Origin of the sequence: Streptomyces sp. NBC_00005 (assembly GCF_045160215.1) — a bacterium.
GTDB lineage: Bacteria > Actinomycetota > Actinomycetes > Streptomycetales > Streptomycetaceae > Streptomyces.
This window is the reverse complement of sequence record NZ_CP108316.1, coordinates 1,717,207-1,738,488: the sequence shown is the minus strand read 5'-3', so window position 1 is coordinate 1,738,488 and position 21,282 is coordinate 1,717,207. Positions and strand designations below refer to the sequence as shown.

The 21,282-nt window shown below is 70.8% G+C and carries 20 protein-coding genes and 1 pseudogene; 14 read left to right on the top strand and 7 right to left on the bottom strand.

Going from position 1 to position 21,282, the window contains the following annotated elements; genetic code table 11:
- Nucleotides 1–79: 79 nt before the first annotated feature.
- Nucleotides 80–493 carry a cytidine deaminase family protein gene (locus OG303_RS08395; RefSeq protein ID WP_405866373.1) on the top strand — a complete coding sequence of 138 codons (414 nt, stop codon included), beginning with the start codon at nt 80–82 and terminating at the stop codon, nt 491–493.
- A 97-nt stretch (nt 494–590) separates the two neighbouring features.
- Here the strand turns inward: OG303_RS08395 and OG303_RS08390 are convergent, their stop codons facing one another.
- Complete coding sequence (locus OG303_RS08390) at nt 591–1,052, bottom strand: universal stress protein (RefSeq protein WP_405866371.1); 462 nt, start codon at nt 1,050–1,052, stop codon at nt 591–593.
- Nucleotides 1,053–1,166: 114 nt separating this feature from the next.
- Between OG303_RS08390 and lysX the strand changes: the two genes are divergently transcribed.
- Nucleotides 1,167–4,445, top strand: a complete 3,279-nt coding sequence (lysX, locus tag OG303_RS08385) for a bifunctional lysylphosphatidylglycerol synthetase/lysine--tRNA ligase LysX (protein WP_405866369.1) — start codon at nt 1,167–1,169, stop codon at nt 4,443–4,445.
- Nucleotides 4,446–4,449: 4 nt separating this feature from the next.
- Here lysX and OG303_RS08380 read toward each other — a convergent pair whose 3' ends face one another.
- Complete coding sequence (locus OG303_RS08380) at nt 4,450–5,232, bottom strand: hypothetical protein (RefSeq protein ID WP_405866367.1); 783 nt, start codon at nt 5,230–5,232, stop codon at nt 4,450–4,452.
- Nucleotides 5,233–5,501: 269 nt separating this feature from the next.
- Here OG303_RS08380 and OG303_RS08375 point away from each other — a divergent pair, with 269 nt between their 5' ends.
- Both OG303_RS08375 and OG303_RS08370 read left to right on the top strand, forming a co-directional pair.
- Entirely contained in the window at nt 5,502–5,717 is a 216-nt protein-coding gene (locus tag OG303_RS08375) for a hypothetical protein (protein WP_405866365.1), read from the top strand.
- A 155-nt stretch (nt 5,718–5,872) separates the two neighbouring features.
- On the top strand, nt 5,873–6,721 hold the full coding sequence (locus OG303_RS08370) for a polysaccharide deacetylase family protein (protein WP_405866363.1): 849 nt from the start codon (nt 5,873–5,875) through the stop codon (nt 6,719–6,721).
- A 39-nt stretch (nt 6,722–6,760) separates the two neighbouring features.
- Here OG303_RS08370 and OG303_RS08365 read toward each other — a convergent pair whose 3' ends face one another.
- Nucleotides 6,761–7,426 (bottom strand): class F sortase, encoded by a 666-nt coding sequence (locus tag OG303_RS08365; protein ID WP_405866361.1) that lies wholly within the window; start codon nt 7,424–7,426, stop codon nt 6,761–6,763.
- A 331-nt stretch (nt 7,427–7,757) separates the two neighbouring features.
- Between OG303_RS08365 and OG303_RS08360 the strand changes: the two genes are divergently transcribed.
- The gene (locus OG303_RS08360; protein ID WP_405866359.1) at nt 7,758–8,252 is read left to right on the top strand and encodes a hypothetical protein; all 495 of its coding nucleotides are present in this window, start codon (nt 7,758–7,760) and stop codon (nt 8,250–8,252) included.
- Nucleotides 8,253–8,368: 116 nt separating this feature from the next.
- Here the strand turns inward: OG303_RS08360 and OG303_RS08355 are convergent, their stop codons facing one another.
- From OG303_RS08355 to OG303_RS08345, 3 genes are all read right to left on the bottom strand, one after another.
- Complete coding sequence (locus tag OG303_RS08355; RefSeq protein ID WP_405866357.1) at nt 8,369–8,920, bottom strand: hypothetical protein; 552 nt, start codon at nt 8,918–8,920, stop codon at nt 8,369–8,371.
- Nucleotides 8,921–9,136: 216 nt separating this feature from the next.
- The gene (locus OG303_RS08350) at nt 9,137–9,901 is read right to left on the bottom strand and encodes a DUF4239 domain-containing protein (RefSeq protein ID WP_405866355.1); all 765 of its coding nucleotides are present in this window, start codon (nt 9,899–9,901) and stop codon (nt 9,137–9,139) included.
- Nucleotides 9,902–9,917: 16 nt separating this feature from the next.
- Nucleotides 9,918–10,055, bottom strand: a complete 138-nt coding sequence (locus tag OG303_RS08345; RefSeq protein WP_405866353.1) for a hypothetical protein — start codon at nt 10,053–10,055, stop codon at nt 9,918–9,920.
- Between the two features lie 142 nt (nt 10,056–10,197).
- Between OG303_RS08345 and OG303_RS08340 the strand changes: the two genes are divergently transcribed.
- The 6 genes and pseudogenes from OG303_RS08340 to OG303_RS08315 all read left to right on the top strand — a co-directional run.
- On the top strand, nt 10,198–10,566 hold the full coding sequence (locus tag OG303_RS08340; protein ID WP_405866351.1) for a hypothetical protein: 369 nt from the start codon (nt 10,198–10,200) through the stop codon (nt 10,564–10,566).
- Between the two features lie 216 nt (nt 10,567–10,782).
- The gene (locus OG303_RS08335) at nt 10,783–11,742 is read left to right on the top strand and encodes an SCO0930 family lipoprotein (RefSeq protein ID WP_405866349.1); all 960 of its coding nucleotides are present in this window, start codon (nt 10,783–10,785) and stop codon (nt 11,740–11,742) included.
- A 241-nt stretch (nt 11,743–11,983) separates the two neighbouring features.
- Nucleotides 11,984–12,796 carry an SAM-dependent methyltransferase gene (locus OG303_RS08330; protein WP_405866347.1) on the top strand — a complete coding sequence of 271 codons (813 nt, stop codon included), beginning with the start codon at nt 11,984–11,986 and terminating at the stop codon, nt 12,794–12,796.
- Complete coding sequence (locus tag OG303_RS08325) at nt 12,793–14,928, top strand: putative bifunctional diguanylate cyclase/phosphodiesterase (RefSeq protein ID WP_405866345.1); 2,136 nt, start codon at nt 12,793–12,795, stop codon at nt 14,926–14,928. Before OG303_RS08330 ends, OG303_RS08325 begins: the two co-directional genes overlap by 4 nt.
- A gap of 30 nt (nt 14,929–14,958) precedes the next feature.
- Nucleotides 14,959–16,317 carry a protein kinase domain-containing protein gene (locus OG303_RS08320; protein WP_405866343.1) on the top strand — a complete coding sequence of 453 codons (1,359 nt, stop codon included), beginning with the start codon at nt 14,959–14,961 and terminating at the stop codon, nt 16,315–16,317.
- Nucleotides 16,318–16,363: 46 nt separating this feature from the next.
- Nucleotides 16,364–16,801, top strand: a pseudogene (locus OG303_RS08315) (DUF4440 domain-containing protein); the annotation flags it as partial.
- Nucleotides 16,802–16,814: 13 nt separating this feature from the next.
- On the opposite strand, the gene OG303_RS08310 reads toward OG303_RS08315, so the two are convergent.
- Nucleotides 16,815–17,702 carry a LysR family transcriptional regulator gene (locus OG303_RS08310; protein ID WP_405866341.1) on the bottom strand — a complete coding sequence of 296 codons (888 nt, stop codon included), beginning with the start codon at nt 17,700–17,702 and terminating at the stop codon, nt 16,815–16,817.
- A gap of 131 nt (nt 17,703–17,833) precedes the next feature.
- On the opposite strand from OG303_RS08310, the gene OG303_RS08305 reads away from it, so the two are divergent.
- From OG303_RS08305 to OG303_RS08295, 3 genes are read left to right on the top strand one after another with little or no spacing between them, the layout of a single operon-like run.
- Complete coding sequence (locus OG303_RS08305; protein ID WP_405866340.1) at nt 17,834–18,505, top strand: succinate dehydrogenase; 672 nt, start codon at nt 17,834–17,836, stop codon at nt 18,503–18,505.
- A 2-nt stretch (nt 18,506–18,507) separates the two neighbouring features.
- On the top strand, nt 18,508–20,460 hold the full coding sequence (locus OG303_RS08300; RefSeq protein WP_405866338.1) for a fumarate reductase/succinate dehydrogenase flavoprotein subunit: 1,953 nt from the start codon (nt 18,508–18,510) through the stop codon (nt 20,458–20,460).
- Nucleotides 20,457–21,206 carry a succinate dehydrogenase/fumarate reductase iron-sulfur subunit gene (locus OG303_RS08295; protein ID WP_405866336.1) on the top strand — a complete coding sequence of 250 codons (750 nt, stop codon included), beginning with the start codon at nt 20,457–20,459 and terminating at the stop codon, nt 21,204–21,206. Before OG303_RS08300 ends, OG303_RS08295 begins: the two co-directional genes overlap by 4 nt.
- Nucleotides 21,207–21,282 lie beyond the last annotated feature (76 nt).

Sequence of the window (21,282 nt, the reverse complement as noted above, 5' to 3'; positions counted from 1 at the left end):
GCCCGTTCCAGCCGGTACTCGCTTGCGTATCCCCGTCACCCAGGTCAACGTCGCCTGACACCTCACGAAGGCGGAGAAGATGACCACGCAGGCCGAGCCGGTCGACCACGAACTCATCCATGCCGCGGCCGAGGTCGCCCGCACCCGCTGCCGGGGCGACAACCACACCATGGCGGCCGCGGCCCGCGCCCAGGACGGCCGGATCGTCACCGCTGTGAACGCCTACCACTTCACCGGAGGGCCCTGCGCCGAGTTGGTCCTCATCGGTGCGGCAGCCGCCCAGGGCGTCTACGAACTGGACACCATCGTCGCGGTGGGCGACCGCGACCGGGGAGTCGTTCCCCCGTGCGGCCGGTGCCGGCAGGTGCTTCTCGACTACTTCCCCGGCCTCAAGGTCATCGTCGGCGAAGAGGACCGCGTCCGGACCGTCCTCGTCACCGAGCTGCTGCCCGACAGCTATGTCTGGGCCGACCACCAGCTCGACGCCGAGTAGACGAACCGTTCTGCCCAGCAGGGGTACCTGCGACGTCGAAACGACGAACGGTCACCGGTCGCAGGCGGCGCAACTGCTCGCCCGTAGACAGTGACCCTCACGGCACCACCGTCACCGGCCACCGCCCCGCCTTCACCAGCCGCACCGCCACCGACCCCACGATCCGGTGGCCGGCCTGTTCCGAGGCGCCCACCACCACCGCGTCCGCCTTCAGTTCGTCCGCCGCCTTCACCAGGCCGCTGTAGGGGTCGCCGCGGAAGGTGTGGAACTCCCAGCGGACGTCGAATATCCCCTTCATCCGCTCGGTCGCGTCCCGGATCTGGGCGGCGAGGTCCTCGGCGATCTCGTCGGTCGTCTCGGCGACCGGCACCCCCATGGCCGCGCCCGCCGCCATCACCGGCTGCACGTACACGAGGGCGAGCAGCGCGTGCTGTCGACGGGCCAGGCCACCCGCATATGCCGCGGCGCGCAGCGAGGAGTCCGAACCGTCCACCCCGGCCACGATGACCTTGGGCCCGTCCGTGCCCCGCTCGAACTGGTGCGAGTGCTGTTCCGTCACGGCTGTGAGGCTATCGGAAACCGCAGGTCCCACCGCCATGCGGGACCTCTCCACAGGACCTCTCCACAGGACTCTCGACGGGCGAGGAGGCCGCGCCCTTCCTACAGTCGGAACATGAGTGCCACTGTGGAGGCCTCCCCGCCCAAGGGCGCCACGGGCTCGATACGGCCGCCCGGCAACGGGCCGATGAGCAGGGTGCCCGAGGTCTTCGCGGCCTTCTTCGGCGCCCTGGGCCTGCTCTGCGTCCTGCTGGCCCTCATCCCACCGCTGCGCGTCCTGCTGCGCCCGGTGGTCCGCTTCCTCGACCTGCTCATCGTCCCGGTCAGCGCCAACCTCGCCTACGCCGTCTTCCTCTTCCTGCTCGCCGCCGCGACCGCCGCCCGCAAGAAGGTCGCCTGGTGGCTGGTCGTCGTCTATCTGGGCCTGCTGGTCCTCGACGACGTCCTCGGCGTCGCGGTGGGCCTGTACGGCGAGTCCGTCCCGTCCCTCGTCGTCTGCTCGCTCGCGCTGGCCCTGCTGATCGTCGCCCGCAGGGAGTTCTACGGCGCCTCCCGCCGCGCCGCCGTCCGCCGGGCCCTCGTCGTGCTGCTGGCCGGGCTCGTCGTCGGCATCCTCGTCGGCTGGGGCCTGGTGGAGCTGTTCCCCGGCACACTCCCGCGCGATCAGCGCCTGTTGTGGGCCGCCAACCGCGTCTGCGGCGGCCTGGTCTCCGCCCGCTCCTTCGACGGCCGCCCACCCCGAGCCCTGTACTTCCCGCTCGGCCTGTTCGGCGCCCTCGCCCTGCTCAACGCCGCCGCCACCCTGTTCCGTTCGCAGCGCATGGAATCCGCCCTGCACGGCGACGAGGAACCCCGCATCCGCGCCCTCCTCAAGGCCTACGGCGAGCAGGACTCCCTCGGGTACTTCGCCACCCGCCGCGACAAGGCCGTCGTCTTCTCACCCAGCGGCAAGGCCGCCGTCACCTACCGCGTCGAGGCTGGCGTCTGCCTCGCCAGCGGCGACCCCGTGGGTGACCGGGAGGCCTGGCCGCACGCCATCGCCGTCTGGCTGGACGTGGCCGGCCGGCACGCCTGGGCGCCCGCCGCGATGGGCGCCTCGGAGGACGGCGCCAAGGCCTTCGCCCGCGCCGGACTCGGCGCGCTCCAGCTCGGCGACGAGGCGATCCTGAACGTCGCCGACTTCGACCTCGACGGCCGGGACATGCGGGTGGCACGGCAGGCCGTGCACCGCGTCCGCCGCACCGGCGCCCACTGCCGCATCCGCCGCCACGCCACCCTCACCGACGAGGAGATGGAGGAGATCGTCGACAGGGCGGACGCCTGGCGCGACACCGAGACCGAACGCGGCTTCTCCATGGCCCTGGACCGCCTCGGCGACCCGGCCGACGGCGACTGCCTCCTCGTAGAAGCCCTCAGCGAGGACGGCCGGCTCCTCGCGCTGCTCTCCTTGGTGCCCTGGGGACGCGACGGCGTCTCCCTCGACCTGATGCGCCGTGACCGCAGCGCACCCAACGGGGTCATGGAGTTCATGGTCGCCGACCTGTGCGCGGCCGCCCCCAAACTGGGCGTCCGCAGGATCTCCCTCAACTTCGCCGTCTTCCGCTCGGCCTTCGAGGAGGGTGCCCGCATCGGCGCCGGACCCGTACTGCGGATGTGGCGGCGCCTGTTGCTGTTCTTCTCCCGGTGGTGGCAGCTGGAGGCCCTGTACCGCTCCAACGCCAAGTACCACCCCGAGTGGTACCCCCGCTTCATCTGCTACGGCGACACCGGCTCCCTCGCCCGGATCGGCCTGGCCTCCGGAATCGCCGAAGGCTTCGTCTCCGTACCGTCGTTGCGCAAACTCTGGGGAAAGGGGCACCCGAGGGGTGCGTCCAGGCCCGCGACCACCGAGGGCCTGCCGTCGTTGTCGGCGCTCGGTCTCGCCGGAGGGGACGAGGCCGGGCCCGGCGATGCGCACGCCGGGCTGCCCGAACAGGTCCGCATCCGGCACCGCACCCTCGACCGCCTGCGCGCCGACGGCACCGACCCCTACCCGGTCGGCATCCCGCAGCGCACCCACGCCCTCGCCGACGTTCGGCAGGGCGAGCAAGTCACCGTCGCCGGCCGGGTCATGCTCGTACGGGACTTCGGCGGCATCGTCTTCGCCGTGCTGCGCGACTGGTCCGGCGACCGTCAACTCGCCCTCACCCGCGAGGACTCGGGACCCGCCCTCGACCGCTTCACCGCCGACACCGACATCGGCGACCACATCACCGCCACGGGCCGGGCCGGAGTGAGCGACAAGGGCGAGCCGACCGTCTTCGTCACCTCCTGGCAGCTCATCGGCAAGTGCCTGCGCCCGCTGCCCGACAAGCGCCGCGGCCTCGCCGACCCCGAGGCCAAGGTCCGCATGCGCTACCTCGACCTGGTCTCCAGCCCTGACGCCCGCGCGGTGATCCGCGCCCGCTCCACCGCCGTACAGGCCCTGCGCCAGGGCCTGTTGGAGCGCGGCTACCTCGAGGTCGAGACCCCGATGCTGCAGCAGATCCACGGCGGTGCCAACGCCCGTCCGTTCACCACCCACATCAACGCCTACGACCTCGACCTGTACCTCCGTATCGCGCCCGAGCTCTACCTGAAGCGACTGTGCGTCGGCGGCATGGAGAAGGTCTTCGAGCTGGGCCGCACCTTCCGCAACGAGGGCGTCTCCTACAAGCACAACCCCGAGTTCACGATGCTGGAGGCCTACCAGGCCTTCGCCGACTACGACGTGATGCTCGACCTCACCCGCGAACTGATCCAGGGCTCGGCCACCGCCGCCTTCGGCTCACCGATCGCGCACAAGGAGGGCAAGGAGTACGACATCTCCGGCGCCTGGCCCGTCAAGACGGTCTACGGCGCGATCTCCGAGGCGCTGGGGGAGGAGGTCGACGCGGACACCGAGCTGGAGGCGCTGCAACGGCTGTGCGACGGCGCGGGCGTGCCGTACACGGCCGACGACGGCCGCGGCGACGTCGTACTGGAAATGTACGAGCGCCTGGTCGAGGAGAAGACCCGACTCCCCACCTTCTACAAGGACTTCCCGACCGACGTCTCCCCGCTGACCCGTCAGCACCGCACCGACCCGCGGCTCGCCGAACGCTGGGACCTCGTCGCCTTCGGCACCGAACTCGGCACCGCCTATTCCGAGTTGACCGACCCCGTCGAACAGCGCCGCCGGCTCACCGCACAATCCCTGCTCGCCGCCGGGGGAGACCCCGAGGCGATGGAACTGGACGAGGACTTCCTCGACGCCCTCGAATACGCGATGCCGCCCACCGGAGGCCTGGGCATCGGCGTCGACCGGCTGGTCATGTTCCTCACCGGCCGGACGATCCGGGAGACGCTGCCGTTCCCGCTGGTGCGCCGCCGCTGACCGCTCACTGCCGCTGTGGTCGCAGCAGCCGCAGGTCCGCTCCCCAGGAGTCGAGGACCGTGCCGTGACCGGCGGCCCGCGCGGCACGTTCGACGCCGCCGAACAAGGCGCGCTGGGTGTGCGGATCGCCGTCGGCCAGGATGCGACGCAGCACCGGCAGCAAACGCCCGGCACTCCACTCCTCGCCCCCGAGCGGCCGCCGCTCCAGCTCCCACTGGAGGTACTTGTTGTACGGCCGCACCCGGCGATGCAGGGCGAACACCGTCTCCAGCGCGTACGGCACGCTCTCGGCGGCGTCCAGATGCCCCAGGGCGTCGCGGCCGTCGCGGTAGCTCTTCAGCGAGCGGTAGGCCTGGTTGACGTAGGCGTCGAGAGCGCCGGCCGCCGCGCTGCGCGCCTCACCCTCCTCCAGCGTGCGCTTGCGGTCGAGGATCGTGGCGATCTCCCCGTCCAGCCGGTCGAGCAGCACCCGGGCGTGGACGTAGGCGTAGCGGCACCAGCCGTCGGGGTCGCCGGGCAGTCCGCGGCGGCGGAACTCGGCGAGGGTGATCACCACCAGGTCCAGATGAGCGGACCGGAACCAGTCCAGCTCGCTGAGCGGCGAGGCGTCACGGTCGCGCAGGACGACGTGCAGGTCGTGGTCGGAGCGGGCGGTCGGCATCCCGTCGTGCACCTGGGAGCCGCTGAGCACCAGGCCGACGACGCCGGGATCGGCGGTGGCCCGGGCGACGAAGGCCGCCAGGGTGGCATCGGGGGTGTCGCCGGGAACAGGGGGAACTGCGCGCATGTTGGTGATCTCTCCGAGCGGAAGGTGCGCGGCCGTCGGCCGCGGATACGGACCGTTTCGCGTCTGCGGCATCCGGGACGCCGCGGGGAGATCACTGCACGCGGCCGACGCTACCCGCAACCCCCGCACACCGGAACCGAATTGGGCCGCCCACCGGCCCGCGCGGTTCGGGGAAGGGAAGACCTCCGCGACCACTCGGTCAGCACCGGCCCACGAACGCCACAACCGCCCCACATGCGCGCAGCCGACACACGGCGCACTCTGGTGTCGTGGCCGACGCACAGCCCATCGTGATCTACCCGCCCACCGCTGACGGTGGCCGGCGGGTCCGTGTGGGCGACCGGTTTCGCGGGATGGCGTACGGGCTGCTGGACGTCGTCGAGTTCCTGCGCCTCGCGGGCCTGGAGGACGCCGAAGAGGCGTGGCTGCGGCAGTCCGAGCTGATCGAGTGGCGGGGTGGCGGCCCGGACGTGTGGGACCACTGAGCGGAGCGGGCGGCGGGGCCTTCGTTCGCACCGCGGGCCGGAGCGCGACGGACACGCCGCCGTTGGTCCGGCTGCTTGGGCCGGGTGGGTGGATTCCTGCCGCCGCCTCGGTGTTGCTGGGGAGCGTCGGCCTTCGGCCGGGCGACTGATGAGTCATGACGAAGGATCAATTGCTGACGCGGCGCCGGGCGTTGATCGCCGGCGCCGCCGCTCTGGGCACCGCCGGCACCGCCGGTGTGCTCGCGCTGGGCGGGGGCGAGGAGACGGTCCGGCCCCCCGTCGCCCCCGCTCCGGCCGCCGGCCCCCAGGCACGTTCGGTGCTCAAGCCGTCCGCCTATCGCCTGCAGCCCCTGACCGGATACGGGGGGCCGCCGCGCGCGGCACCCGGCAGGACCCTCGTGCGGCACGAGCCCTTCCTGCGCGTGTCCGGGCGCGGTCGCACCATGGTGCTCACGTTCGACGACGGGCCCGATCCCCGTTACACCCCGCACATCCTGGACACCCTGGCCGAACACGACGTCCGCGCCATGTTCTTCGTGTGCGGGGAGATGGCCGTCGACAACCAGGACCTGCTGGCCCGGATGGCCGACGACGGCCACCTCGTCGGCAACCACACCTGGACCCATCCCCTGCTGACCCGCCTGACCCGCGCCCGCATCCGCTCCGAGATGAAGCGCACCAGCGATGTCATCGAGGACGCGTACGGCGAGCGGCCCCAGTGGTTCCGCGCACCCTACGGAGCCTGGAACCGCGCGGCCTTCCAACTCGGCGCCGAGATGGGCATGGAGCCCCTTGCCTGGACGGTCGACACCCTCGACTGGACCACGCCCGGCACCCGCACCATCGTCGGCCGGGTCGAGGACGGCGCCGCCCCCGGCGTCGTGGTGCTCTCGCACGACGCCGGGGGCGACCGCTCCCAGAGTGTCCGCGCTCTGCGCGACTATCTTCCGCAATTGCTGGATTCCGGTTACCACATCACCGTGCCGAGACGGCGCGACGCATAACCCGCGCCACCGGATTCCGCCCGCCCGGTCGGAGAACGCTCAGCGAACCTCGACCAGGCGGGCGAAAACGACGACGTTCCCGTCGTAACCGTGCTGCTTGGAGAAACCGCCACCGCAGGTGATGACCCGCAATTCCGGGGTGCCCTTGGAGGCGTAGACGCGGTCGCCGGGGAAGTTGTTCTTGTCGAAGACCTCGATGCCGTAGATCTCGAACACGGCCGTTCTTCCGTCCTTGCGGGCGACGTCGACCTGATTTCCCTTCTTGAGGGCCCCGAGGTTGTAGAACACGGCGGGGCCCTGTTTGTTGTCGACATGGCCGACCACGACCGCGGTGCCTTTCTCGCCGGGCGACACGGCGCCGGTGAACCAGCCCGCCAGGTTCGGGTCCTCCGGGGGCGGCGCCGCGACCCAGCCGTCCGAGTCCAGGCCGACCGGCAGGACCGGTGCGTCGACGCGGATCGTAGGGATCCTGACCCGGTCGGGCAGGGCGTACGGGAGCGGTTGGACGTTGCCGGAGGCGCCGGGGACGCGGCTGCCGGCCGCGGCCGCGGTGGCCGGTTGCGGCGGACCCACGTCGAACTCGCCCGAGCCGTTCCGAATGAGCGCGAGTCCGGTCAGCAGAACAAGCGCTATCACGCCCCAAGGAGCACGCTTCTTCCGCCGCTCCTCCTCTTCAGCCAGTTCGGCCAGCTCGGACGCAGACATTCGTTTCCCCTCTCGACGCGGCCGTCGCCCCGTCATTCGCGCATACGACAACGCTAAATGCCGCGAATGAAACCGGCGACGGGGCAGATGCGAACGGGTGGCCCGTACGCCTTCGGTGCGCCATCCGAGTTGCCGCGGACAGGAAATTTCTGACGGTCCGTGACCTGCGGCGATATCCGATTGTGCGGTAATTGCTCGGCGTGTCCTCTCACCAGGACGGACCATCGCCGAAATGCGGGCGCGTCCAGGGCAACTGAGGGTCTTTCATGGGAGGCGCTTTCTCGCCGACAGACCGGGGACGGGCCCCGGGGCGCCTTCCGCGGAGGATCACATGAGTACTCATCGTGCCCTGGCGGTCTCTGCCGCCGCGGTCGCCGCCCTCGGCCTCGCCGCGCCGGTGGCCGTCGCGCGGGACGGCATGAACATCAGCCCGAGCAACATCGTCGCCCTGCCCAGCGTCATCGCGCGCGGGGGGCAGTTGACCATCACCGTCGACGGCTGCCCGGCAGGCGGTACCGCGACCTCGGAAGCGTTCCCGAGCACACCCCTCACCCCGGTCAGGAACACCAACACGGCGAGGGGCACCGCCACGGTCAACAGGAACGCGCGGACGGGTTCGCACAGCATCACCGTCAACTGCAACGGCAAGACGCTGACGAACCCCGCCGCCTTCACCGTCATCGGTGGTGTGCAGGGCGGCCTCGGCGGCAGCAACTCCAGCGGGGCGACGCCGACCGACATGGCCATCGGCGGTGGGCTCGTGGCCGCGGCCGTCGTCGCCGGCGGAGTGTTCTGGCTGCGCAGGAGGTCCGAGAAGCAGATCTGACCTTCCCTCCGAGCACCTTCCCCTTTCGGAGAGCCGATCGCACGGCAGCAGGACTTCGCCCCGGATCCTTCCCCTTCAGGATCCGGGGCGAAGTCCTGCTGTCAGGTGCCGTGTCGTCAGGCGCCGTCCTCGCTACGGCGGCGCGAGAAGTGGTACGCCGCTCCGATCGAGCCCGCGATGAGCGCCACGCCCATCCCCAGCTCCTTGAGGTCGAACCCGGCGATGCTGCCGCCCACACCGGCCTTCACACCCCGGTTGGGGTTGATCGGCACGGGCGTGGGATTGACCGGCACCGGTGTGGGGTGGTGCGGGCGGCCGCCGACGATGGTCAGATCCGTGGAACCGCTCGCGCCGTCGCAGGTGAACCTCACCCGGTACACCGCGCCAGGCTTGGCGTCCCGGTCGACCATCGCCGTCCCCCAGGAATGTCCCGGCCGGATGGTGACGGTGTCGAACACCGCCGACCTGACCGTGGCCGGCCCCTTGCAGCCGCCGTCCCGGTTCACGTGCAGGGTGACCTTGCCACCGGCCGCGACGGTCGAGGGCAGCACGCTGAAGGCGAACGGCGTGATGTTGTGGTCGTCGCCCCTCGCGACGGCGGCCGGCGCGGAGAGGGCGAGGGCGCTGATGCCCAGCAGTGCGGCCGAAGCGACGCGTATCGCGCGCATGGTGTTCCTCCGGTCCCCGAGGAGCAAGTGCGGACCTTTCCGCTTTTGGTGAAAATGCACCTCGATGACCGAAACGCTAGGAACAGGTGTGCGTCCGCGCGATCGGGGTCGCGCGAATGGGGCAAACGTGTGGGCCACTCAGGGGACGCCGGCGGCGTGGCGCACGTCCCCGGGTGGCCCGTCGGGCAGTCCCGGTCGGGCCTTGTTGCGCGGGAGTCAGGTCTTGATGTGCGGGAAGAGGTTCAGGAACGGTTCCGCCGAAGCCGTGATGCCCCGGGTGTAGGGCGCGTCGAAGTCCCAGATGAGGAACAGCAGGAACGCGATCAGGGCCGAGAACAGCCCGGCGAGGACCAGTTCGCGCATGGTGCGCCGGATCTGCAGTGCGAAGACCATGCCGATGGTGACCACGGCCCCGGCGAGAAGCCCGAACCACACCACGCCCGGCATGGTCGCGCCCATGGAGTCGGCCCGGGCGCTGCGGGCCTGGTCCGCCGCGGTGACCTGGTCGAGGAGCGGCTGGTACGCCTGGGCCTCGAAGTCCGTCTTCGGCTGGTAGTCGGTGACGTCCTCGCGGATGCGGTCGAAGAGCTCGTCGCCGCGCGGGGTGAGACGGCCGTCGTCGGCCATGGTCTTCCACTCGGTGTTCACGACTTGTCCGACATAGGCGTTGACGTCGTCCCGAATGCGGTCACGGACGTCGGTCGGATAGACCCGCACCCGCTCCGAGATCTCGTGCAGCGCGACGGCCTCCGCCTGCACATGGTCCTGGGCGGCGCTGCGCCCCTCCCACACCCCGGCGATGGCCAGGCCCAGGACGATGGCGTACACCACGCCGATCCACATCGTCATGTACTCGATGACGTCCGGGGTCTCGCTGGGGTCCTCGTCCTCGGGTGCGGCCCGGTGCCGTACGAAGGTGATGATGACCACCACGGCGCAGGCGGCCAGCATCGCGAGGGTGAGAACAAGCCATTCCGGCAAGAGGTGCCTCCAGGAATCAGCGCGGCCGCAGCGCGGCGACGGCGATCACGGCGGGTGCCGTGATGAGCAGGACATAGGTGACCGGCGACGGGCCGCCGTGCACCGGCGCCCTTCGCACCGGCGCCCGGTAGTGCGGGTAGGTCACCGGGGCCACGAACGGACGGGGGGTGGGGCTGGCCGACGGCTTCGGGGTGGGGGGCGGAGCCGGAGTCGGGGCGGGCGGGGGAGTCGGGGTCGGGCGCGGTGTCGCGGGTCGCGGGGCCGGTGGGGCGGCAGGCGGAGGCTCCGGTTTCGGTGTGGGCCTCGGGGTGGGGGTGGGTTTCGGGGGCGGCGGCGAGGGCTTCGGCTCGGGCGGGCTGGGCGTGGGGGGCGGCGTCGGTGTGGGGGTGGGTGTTGGCGTCGGCGTGGGTTTGGGGCAGGTCGGGGGCGTCGGCCAGGAGAGGTTTCCGGCGACCGCCACCGCCTGGGTGCCGTCCGGGCCTGCCGAGGCGTATGCGCAGGCGTCGGCCGTCGCCACGCCGGCCGGTGCCCCCACCAGGAGCCAGGTCAGCGCCACCAGCGCCAACGCCCTTGCGGGGAAGGCGGTTTGGGTCGGTTCGGGTCCATACACGACGAAGATCATGAGCCCTGGCGAACCGGAGCACGCCGGACCGCGCCGGGATTGATCCGAACGGGGGAACAACGGCATGCGGTGGTTTGACGGGAGTGCGCCCGGACGCCCATGGACGCGCACGCGTGTGCGAGTTGACGCACCGGTGGCACAGGTTCCGGAAAGAAATTTGTGAGGCGGTTGAACACAACCGCAGGTCTCATTCGTACCCATGCTCGTGCGGCGGCGTAGTAGGGCGCTGCAACACGGTTGTGATTATGGGGAGTTGATGATGAAGACCTCCTGGCGGAGCGCCTCACTCGTGGCAAGCGCTGCGGCTGTACTGGCGCTGACGACGGCGTGCGGTCAGGAAAGCGGCACGTCGGGGGTGGGCAGCCAGAACGTGGGCGCCACCGCTGCGGCGGGCGGCTACGGCAGCGTCGGCGCAGGTGGCACTGCCAGTGCCAGTCCCAGTAATGGCTACGGTGCGGACGGGCAGGGCTCGGCGGCCCAGGCCTCCGCCGCGGGCAAGCTTGCCGTCACCCAGAACGCCGAGCTCGGCAAGGTGCTGACCGACGGCGCCGGTCTGACGCTGTACCGCTTCGACGCGGACACCGCCGAGCCGCCCAAGTCGAGTTGTGACGGCGACTGTGCCAAGACCTGGCCGCCGGTTCCCGCGGACGACGCCACGGCCGGCGCCGGCATCGACAAGGCCCTGCTCGGCGAGGTCACCCGGTCCGACGGCAGCAAGCAGCTGACCATCGGCGGCTGGCCGGCGTACCGCTACGCGAAGGACGCCAAGGCCGGGGACATCGCCGGTCAGGGTGTGGGCGGCAAGTGGTACGCGCTCGCCCCCGACGGCAAGAAGGCCACCCTGGCGAGCCTGCCCGGACTGTCCGTCCGCAAGGACGCCAAGCTCGGTGACATCGTCGTCGACAAGAAGGGCATGACGGTCTACCGCTTCCTGAAGGACGTGGCCTGGCCGGACCCGATCTCCAACTGCACCGGTTCCTGCCTGGAGAAGTGGCCGGCCGTCGCCCCGGTCGAGCCCAACGACACCAAGGGAATCGAGAAGAAGGGCCTCATGGGCTTCACCCGGCCCGACGGCGTCAAGCAGATGACCGTCGACTGCTGGCCGGCGTACACCTTCTCCGGTGACACGGAACCCGGAGACACCAACGGTCAGGGCGTGGGCGGCACGTGGTACGCGATGGCGCCCGACGGAAAGCCGGTCGGCGCGCTGAAGAAGTAGGCGTCACCTCCCCAGGGTTGATCGCACCGGACAGCGCGTACGGCCGTAGGTCCGCCCCCTCCGCACCGCACGGAGGGGGCGGGCCGTTTTGGCGTTTTGCCGTTTTTCACCGGGCGTGTGCGGCACGTGCCGCTGGCAGTGACCGGGAACGGATGGTCAATTTCCGTTTCAGCTCGCCCCGTTGGCAGGCGATCAGTAGCCTCAGCTCGAACACCGGATCGCCTACGCCTTGGAGAGATAGATGGAGCGTCCCGCCTGGGCCCCCCGGAGCATCGACATCTCGGTGCCCAGTGTTTCGCGGATCTATGACTACTACCTGGGCGGTTCGCACAATTTCGAGGTCGACCGGGAAGCGGCCCGCAGGGCAATGGAGTTCATGCCGGGACTCCCCAAGGTCATGCAGGCGAACCGGGCGTTCATGCGCCGCGCGGTGCGCTTCGCCCTCGACGAGGGCATCGACCAGTTCCTGGACGTCGGTTCCGGCATCCCCACCTTCGGCAACGTCCACGAGGTGACCCAGACGGCCAACCCCGATGCGCGCGTCGTGTACGTCGACCACGACCCCGTCGCGGTGGCGCACAGCCAGGCTGTCCTGGAGGGCAACGAGGGCGCGGGCGTGGTCGCCGCCGACCTCCGCAAGCCGCAGGAGATCCTCGCGAGCGCCGAAGTGGAGCGACTGATCGACCTGAACCGGCCGGTGGCGCTCCTTCTCGTTGCCATACTGCACTTCGTGGAAGACGCGGACGACCCGTACGAGTCGGTCGCCGAGCTGCGCGACGCGCTCGCGCCCGGCAGCCTGCTCGTGCTCACGCATGCCTCGTACGAGGGAATCCCGCTGCCGGCGGAGCGGGCCGAGGGCGCGGTGGACGTGTACAAGGACATCCGCAACCCGCTGATCATGCGCTCGCGCGAGGAGATCGCGCGGTTCTTCGAGGGGTACGACATGGTGGAACCGGGATTGGTGGCGCCGCCGCTGTGGCGGCCGCAGGAGGAGCCTCGGGACGAGGATCCGTATGCCTTCTCCGGGTTCGCCGGCGTGGGGCGTACGGCGTGAGTGCGGAACCGGACGGGCCCCAGGACAGACTGCGCAGGTTCGCGACGATCTGGAGCCGGGCGGTGTTCCCGGCGACCTCGACGTCGCTGACCCGGCCGGAGTTCGAGGAGCAACTCCTGCCGCTGGCCCGGAGGTTGAGCCAGGCGCTGCACACCCGGATCCTCGACGCGGAGGAGGGCAGGGCGGTCGGTGCCGCCCTCGTCGGCGCGCACTGCACCGACCCGGAGGCGCTCGCCCGCACGCTGGACTGCGTCGACGCCTACCTGGTGCTCTACTGCGGCGAGGAGGGCGACCAGGAGGAACTGCGGGCGCGCTCCTCACGGTTGCAGCACGCCATGGCCGCCGGGTTCGCACAGGCGCTGCGCGAGCGGACGCTGGCCGAGCAGGAGGCGATCTCCGCGGCCGCCCTCCAGGCGCAGGGCGTGGTGGCACAGGCGCTGCACGCGACCGAGGCCCGTTTCCGCGCGGTGTTCGAAGGCGCGGCCATAGGAATCGGCATGGCCGACCTGGAGGGCAACATCCTCCAGGTCAACGGCGCGCTGCTGCGCATGTTCGGCATCTCCGAGCAGACCATGGGCGGTCGCAACGTCAGGGAGTGGACCCATCCCGAGGACGCGCCGCAGACCTGGACGCTCTACGACGAACTCGTCCGCGGCGAGCGCGAGCACTACCACGTCGAGAAAGCGTTCTACCGACCTGACGGAACGGTCCTGTGGACCAACCTGACGGTCTCTCTCCTGCGCGACGCCGACGGTGAGCCGCAGTACCAGCTGGCCCTCATGGAGGACACCACCGAGCGCCGGCTGCTCAACCTCCGCCTGCGCTACGAGGCCACGCACGACGCGCTCACCGGCCTGCCCAACCGCACCTTCTTCTTCGAGCGTCTGGAGAAGGCGCTGGGTGCGGGCGCGGGCCAGCGCTTCGGGCTGTGCTACCTCGACCTGGACGGCTTCAAGACCGTCAACGACAGCCTCGGTCACGCGGCCGGCGACCGGCTGCTCGTCGAGGTCGCCGACCGGCTGCAGGGATGCGCGACCGCTCCCGGCGAGATGGTCGCGCGGCTCGGCGGCGACGAGTTCGTGGCGCTGACCACCGGGCCCGACACCGAGCGCGAGGTCGACGAGCTCGCCGCCCGCATCATGAACGCCCTGATCGCCCCGATCAGCATCGACGGCCGGGAGCTGACCGTGCGCGGCAGCATCGGCATCGTCGAGGGGCCGGCGGGGGAGCGCAGCCCGGCGGAGGTGCTGCGCAGCGCCGACATCACCATGTACCGGGCCAAGTCGGCGGGCGGCAACCGCTTCGAGCTCGCCGACGAGGAGGCCGACGCCCGCGCCATCACCCGGCACGGCCTCACCACCGCGCTGCCGGCGGCCCTGGACCGGGGCGAGTTCTTCATCGAGTACCAGCCGCTGGTCCACCTCGGCGACGGCACTGTGCGCGGCGCCGAGGCCCTGGTGCGCTGGCTGCACCCGCAGCACGGCGTCCTCGGCCCGGACCGCTTCATCCCGCTCGCCGAACACACCGGCCTCATCGTGCCGTTGGGGCGCTGGGTCCTGGAGCAGTCGGTGCGCCAGGCCCGCGAATGGCGAGAACGGTACGACGACGCGGGCCCGCTCCGCATCAACGTCAACCTCTCGCCCTGCCAGCTCACCCACCCCGGCCTGGTCCAGGACACCGTCGACATCCTGGAGCGTGCGGGCGTCCAACCGGACGCGCTGTGCCTGGAAGTCACCGAGTCGGCCCTCATCGGCGCCGACGACGACCTGCTCAAACCGCTGCGTCGGCTCGCCGAAATGGGCGTCGACATCGCCCTGGACGACTTCGGCACCGGCTACTCGAACCTTGCCAACCTGCGCCGCCTGCCCGTGAGCATCCTCAAGCTGGACCGGTCGTTCACGCAGAGCATGCAGCAGTTCCCGGCGGACCCCGTCGACCTCAAGATCGTCGAGGGGATCGTCTCGCTGGCCCACAGCCTGAACCTCGCGGTCACGGTCGAGGGCGTCGAAACCGGCGCCCAGGCCGAGCAGTTGCGGATACTGGGCTGCGACACCGCCCAGGGCTGGTACTACGCCCGCCCCGGCCCACCGGACCGGCTGCACGAACTGGCGCTGGTGGACGCCATCGGCTGACACGAACGGCACGGGCACGGAGGGGGACGGATGTCGGAGCAACTGCTCGACGGGCGCTACCGACTGGCCGACCGGATCGGTTCCGGCGGCATGGGCGAGGTGTGGCGGGCCTACGACGAGCACCTGCACCGTGACGTGGCCGTCAAACTGCTCACCGGGATCGGCGCGGGCCACGATCCGAGTGTCGCGGCCCGTTTCGTGCGGGAGGCGCGCGCCGCCGCGCGCCTGTCCAGCCCGTACATCGTCACCGTCCACGAGCTGGGCACGGCACGCACGGCCGGTGATGCCGAGGTGCCGTACCTGGTGATGGAACTGCTGACCGGGCGGCCGCTGGACCGGGTGATCCGCGACGACGGCCGGCCGGCCCTGGCGGACACCGCCCGGTGGACCGACCAGATGTGCCGGGCGCTGTCCACGGCCCATGCGGCGGACGTGGTGCACCGGGACATGAAGCCGGCGAACGTCCTGGTCACCGGCGGGGACCGGGACGAACCCGAGGACCGCACGGCGAAGGTGCTGGACTTCGGCATCGCCCGCATCCTCGACGGCACCGGGTCGTCCACCACACTGACCGTCACCGGCTCGATCGTGGGCACGCCCGCCTACATGTCGCCGGAGCAGGCCCGCGGCGACGGTCCCGTCGACCGGCGCACCGACCTGTACTCCCTGGGCTGCATCCTCTACGAACTCGTCACCGGCCGCCCGCCGTTCGAGGCACCCCTCTGGCATGTCCTGCTGCGCAAGCACATGGACGAGCCGCCGCTGCGGCCGAGCCGTCTGCGCCCCGAACTGACGCCGGAGTGGGACGAGTTGATCCTCGCCCTGCTGGCCAAGGAACCGGGCGACCGGCCGGGCTCGGCGACGGAGGTGCGCGGCATGCTCGGCACGCTCACCGGTCCGGTGCCGGTCCCGCCTCCGCTCGACACCCCGCGCCCCGCACCGGTCGACGCCGCCACCCGGACGACACCGGAGCCACCCCGATCCACACCGGTCCGCCCACCGACCCGGCTGGACCAGCTGGCGATGCCGCACGAAACCACCGCGCCACCGCGACCACGGAGCGGGCCCGCGGTCCCGCCGCAGCCCCAGTCGGACCCGGCCCGGAACACCGAACCCCCGCTCCGTCCGCCCACCCACCCGACCCACCCGGCGGCTGCCACCACACCCCAACTCCCGGGCGCGCCACACCAGTCATGGACCGACACCCCACTGCCCGCCGGCCGCGCGCCCGGCAAGTCCGAAGCCCTCTCCGTCGCGGCCGTCGTGCTGGTGATCACGGGCCTTCTGCTGCCGTGGTGGGCCGCGCTCGTCCTCACGGCCGCCACCGGGGCAGGCGTGCACCTGCGCAACCGACGTCGGTCGCAGGCCTATCCCGGTCGGCATCTGTGAACTCCCGGCGCGGTAGCGGTCGTTCGGCGCGCGTGGGTGTGAGGGGATGACGACCGCGTCATCCGGTGGCGCAGGCGCCGGGGTCGCACGCGACGATGCACGGGTGAACCACGAAACACATGACGCACAAGACGTCAACGAGGCTATTGCGGGCGAACTGCGCCTCCTGGATCCCGCCGTCCGCTCCTGCGCCGAAGGCGCCCGGCTGATCGACCCCGAGTTCGTGGAGGTCGGCGCCTCGGGCCGGCGCTACACGTACGAGGAGACGATCGCCGGGCTGCCCGACAAGCCGGGCAGCGCGGCGGACGGCCCGCGCTACGAGCCGTCGGAGATCACGGGTGTCCTGCTGGCCCCCGGTCTGGTGCACCTCACGTTCGAGACGGTCTTCGACGGCCGACGGGCCCGGCGCAGCTCCCTGTGGCGCAAGCGTGACGAGGAGACGGGCTGGCGCATGTACTACCACCAGGGCACGCCGGTGCCGCGCGAGACCGACCCGCTCAGCGTTCCAGCAGCATCTGCTGCAACTCCCGCGCCGCCCGCGGCGGAGCCACGTCGCTGCGGTGCGCCAGGGCGATCGTCCGGTGCAGTCCGGGGCGGGCCAGGGGAGTGACCCGTAGCCCCCGGCCGGAACGGGTCGCGACCATGCGCGGGACGACGGCCACACCGAGGCCCGCCCGGGCGAAGCCCAGGACCGCGTCCATCTCGCCGCCCTCCACCGCGAAGTCCGGTTCGAAGCCCTCGGCGCGGCACGCGGCCACGGTCAGTTCGCGCAGGTCGTAGCCGTGCCGGAACATCACCAGCGGTTCGTTCTCCAGGTCGGCGATGCGTACGGTGCGCCGGCCCGGGCCGCCCGGTGGGGGTGACTCCGGGGACGACACCACGACCAGGTCCTCGCGCAGCAGCTCCACGGTCGTCAGTGCCGGGGACGGCGTCGGCAGCGGCAGGACGACCAGGGCGAGGTCGAGAGCGCCGCGGGCGAGTTCCCGTACGAGATCGTGGGAACCGCCCTCCTCGATCAGCAGCCGGATGCCGGGATAGCGGTCGTGGAAGGCGCGCAGCACGTCCGGCAGCAGGCCCGTGCACACACTCGGCGTCGCGCCCAGCCGGATCCGGCCGCTGCGCAGCTGCACCAGCTCCTGCACCTCGTGCCGGGCCGTGTCCGCGTCGGCCAGGATGCGGCGGGCCAGCGGCAGCAGTGCCTCGCCCGCGTCGGTGAGGGTGATGTTGCCGCGCGCCCGCAGGAACAGATCGGCCCCGAGCTCCCGCTCCAGCGACTTGATCTGCTGGGACAGGGACGGCTGCGCGACATGGACCAGGTCCGCGGCCCGGGTGAAGTGCCGCGTCTCGGCGACCGCCACGAAGTACTGGAGCTGCTGGAACTGCATGCCTCCACCCTAGCCGTACGATAGCGGTTGCCTATGGAATCGAGCCGGACCATGTCTTGGACCGATTGGCCCCTTCGGCTCTAGCGTCTTGACTCATGGCTCTGGCAACGCGGACGGATCGACGGCCGTCCATGGCACGCACCGTGTGGGACAGCTCCGTCGGCAAGAAGACGGTGATGGCGGTCAGCGGACTGATCATGCTGCTGTACCTGGTCGTCCACATGATCGGGAATCTGAAGATCTTCTTCGGGATGGGCGAGTTCAACCACTACGCCCACTGGCTGCGCACGATCGGCGAGCCGTTCATGCACTACGAGTGGACGCTCTGGCTGATCCGCGTCGTGCTGGTGGTCGCCGTCGTCGCCCACGCCACGTCCGCGTACCAGCTCAGCCGCCGCGACATCAAGGCGCGGCCGAACAAGTACGTGCACAAGAAGCCGAAGGCGAGCTACGCGACGCGCACCATGCGCTGGGGCGGCACCATCCTCGGCCTGTTCATCGTGTGGCACATCCTGGACCTGACCACCGGCACCGTGCACTCGGGCGGCTTCCAGGAGGGCCACCCGTACCAGAACGTCGTGGACACCTTCTCCACCTGGTACGGCAACGTCATCTACATCGTCGCGATGCTCGCGCTCGGCCTGCACGTGCGGCACGGCTTCTGGAGCGCGGCCCAGACCCTCGGCGTCGGCAGCCGCGCCCGCGACCGCGCCCTCAAGGCGACCGCCAACGTCCTCGCGCTGCTGCTCACGGCCGGCTTCATCGCCGTACCCGTGGGCGTCATGACCGGAGTGGTGAGCTGAACATGACTGCTGAGTACGTGGACTACGCGACCGGTGAGCCGGTCGTCGACGCCAAGGCCCCGACCGGTCCCGTCAACGAGCGCTGGGACAAGCGCCGTTTCGAGGCCAAGCTGGTCAACCCGGCCAACCGGCGCAAGCACACCGTCATCGTCGTCGGCACCGGGCTCGCGGGCGGCTCCGCGGGCGCCACGCTCGCCGAACAGGGTTACCACGTCGTCCAGTTCTGCTACCAGGACTCCCCGCGACGCGCCCACTCCATCGCCGCGCAGGGCGGCATCAACGCCGCGAAGAACTACCGCAACGACGGCGACTCCATCCACCGGCTGTTCTACGACACCGTCAAGGGCGGCGACTTCCGCGCGCGGGAGTCGAACGTGCACCGGCTCGCGCAGATCTCGGTGGAGATCATCGACCAGTGCGTGGCGCAGGGCGTGCCGTTCGCCCGCGAGTACGGCGGACTGCTCGACACCCGCTCCTTCGGCGGGGTACAGGTGTCGCGGACCTTCTACGCCCGCGGCCAGACGGGCCAGCAGCTGCTGCTCGGCGCCTACCAGGCACTCAGCCGGCAGATCGCCGCAGGCAACATCGAGATGCACCCGCGCACCGAGATGCTCGACCTGATCGTCGTGGACGGACGGGCCCGCGGCATCGTGGCCCGCGACCTGATCACCGGGAAGATCGACACGTACTTCGCGGACGCCGTGGTCCTCGCAAGTGGCGGCTACGGCAACGTCTTCTACCTGTCGACCAACGCCATGAACTCCAACGCCACCGCCATCTGGCGGGCCCACCGGCGCGGCGCCTACTTCGCCAACCCCTGCTTCACCCAGATCCATCCGACCTGCATCCCGCGCACCGGCGACCATCAGTCCAAGCTCACCCTGATGAGCGAGTCGCTGCGCAACGACGGCCGGATCTGGGTGCCCAGGGCCAAGGGCGACGACCGGCCGCCGAACAAGATCCCCGAGGACGAGCGCGACTACTACCTGGAGCGCATCTACCCGTCCTTCGGCAACCTGGTCCCGCGCGACATCGCCTCCCGCGCCGCGAAGAACGTCTGCGACGAGGGCAGGGGCGTCGGCCCCGGCGGCCAGGGCGTCTACCTGGACTTCGCCGACGCCGTCGAGCGGATGGGCCGCAAGGCGGTCGAGGAGAAGTACGGCAACCTCTTCGACATGTACGCGCGGATCACCGCCGAGGACCCGTACTCGGTCCCGATGCGCATCTACCCGGCCGTGCACTACACGATGGGCGGCCTGTGGGTCGACTACGACCTGCAGACCACCGTCCCGGGCCTGTTCGCGATCGGCGAGGCCAACTTCTCCGACCACGGCGCGAACCGCCTCGGCGCCTCCGCGCTGATGCAGGGCCTGGCCGACGGCTACTTCGTGCTGCCGGCGACCATCAACGACTACCTCGCCCGCAACCCGCACCAGAGCGAGGTGACCCTCGAACACCCCGCCGTCCAGGAGGTGTTGGCCGAGACCGAGGACCGCCTCGGCCTGCTCCTGGCCGTCGACGGCGACCGCACCCCCGACTCCTTCCACCGCGAGGTCGGCGAACTCATGTGGGAGTTCTGCGGCATGGCCCGCACCGACAGCGGACTGCGCAAGGCGCTCGAACGCATCCCGCAGATCCGCGAGGAGTTCTGGCGGCGGATCAAGGTGCCCGGCACCGGCGAGGAGTTCAACCAGTCGCTGGAGAAGGCCAACCGCGTCGTCGACTATCTCGAACTCGCCGAGCTCATGTGCCTCGACGCACTGCACCGCGCCGAGTCCTGCGGCGGCCACTTCCGCGAGGAGTCGCAGACCCCGGACGGCGAAGCGGCCCGCCGGGACGAAGAGTTCGGCTATGGGGCGGCCTGGGAGTTCACCGGCACGGGCGAGGCCCCGACCCTGCACAAGGAAGACCTGGTCTTCGAGTACGTCCACCCCACTCAGCGGAGCTACGCATGAAGCTCACCCTGCGCGTCTGGCGGCAGAAGAACGCCGACGCCGACGGCACCATGTCCACGTACGAGGTGGACGGCATCTCCTCCGACATGTCCTTCCTGGAGATGCTCGACACCCTCAACGAGGAGCTCATCCTCAAGGGAGAGGACCCGGTCGCCTTCGACCACGACTGCCGCGAGGGCATCTGCGGCGCGTGCAGCCTGGTGATCAACGGCGACGCGCACGGGCCCGAGCGCACCACCACCTGTCAGCTGCACATGCGGTCCTTCCAGGACGGCGACACGATCGACATCGAGCCGTGGCGTGCCTCCGCCTTCCCGGTGATCAAGGATCTGGTCGTCGACCGCTCGGCCTTCGACCGGATCATCCAGTCCGGCGGCTACATCACCGCCCCGACCGGCGCCGCACCCGAGGCCCACGCCGCGCCCGTACCGAAGCCGGACGCAGACTTCGCCTTCGAGCACGCCGAGTGCATCGGGTGCGGGGCGTGCGTGGCGGCCTGCCCGAACGGGGCGGCCATGCTCTTCACCTCCGCCAAGATCAACCACCTGAACGTCCTGCCGCAGGGCGCGCCCGAACGCGAGACCCGGGTGCTGGACATGGTGGCGCAGATGGACGAAGAGGGCTTCGGCGGCTGCACGTTGACCGGGGAGTGCGCCACCGCCTGCCCGAAGGGCATCCCGCTGGTGTCCATCACCAGCATGAACAAGGAATGGCTGCGGGCGACGCGCAAGGTGGCCAAGCGCTAGACGCCCCAGCTCACCGAACGTTCGCCGGCAGTGTGCGGACGGGCGGGGCCGGGTGCGGTGCTCGTCCCGGCTCCGC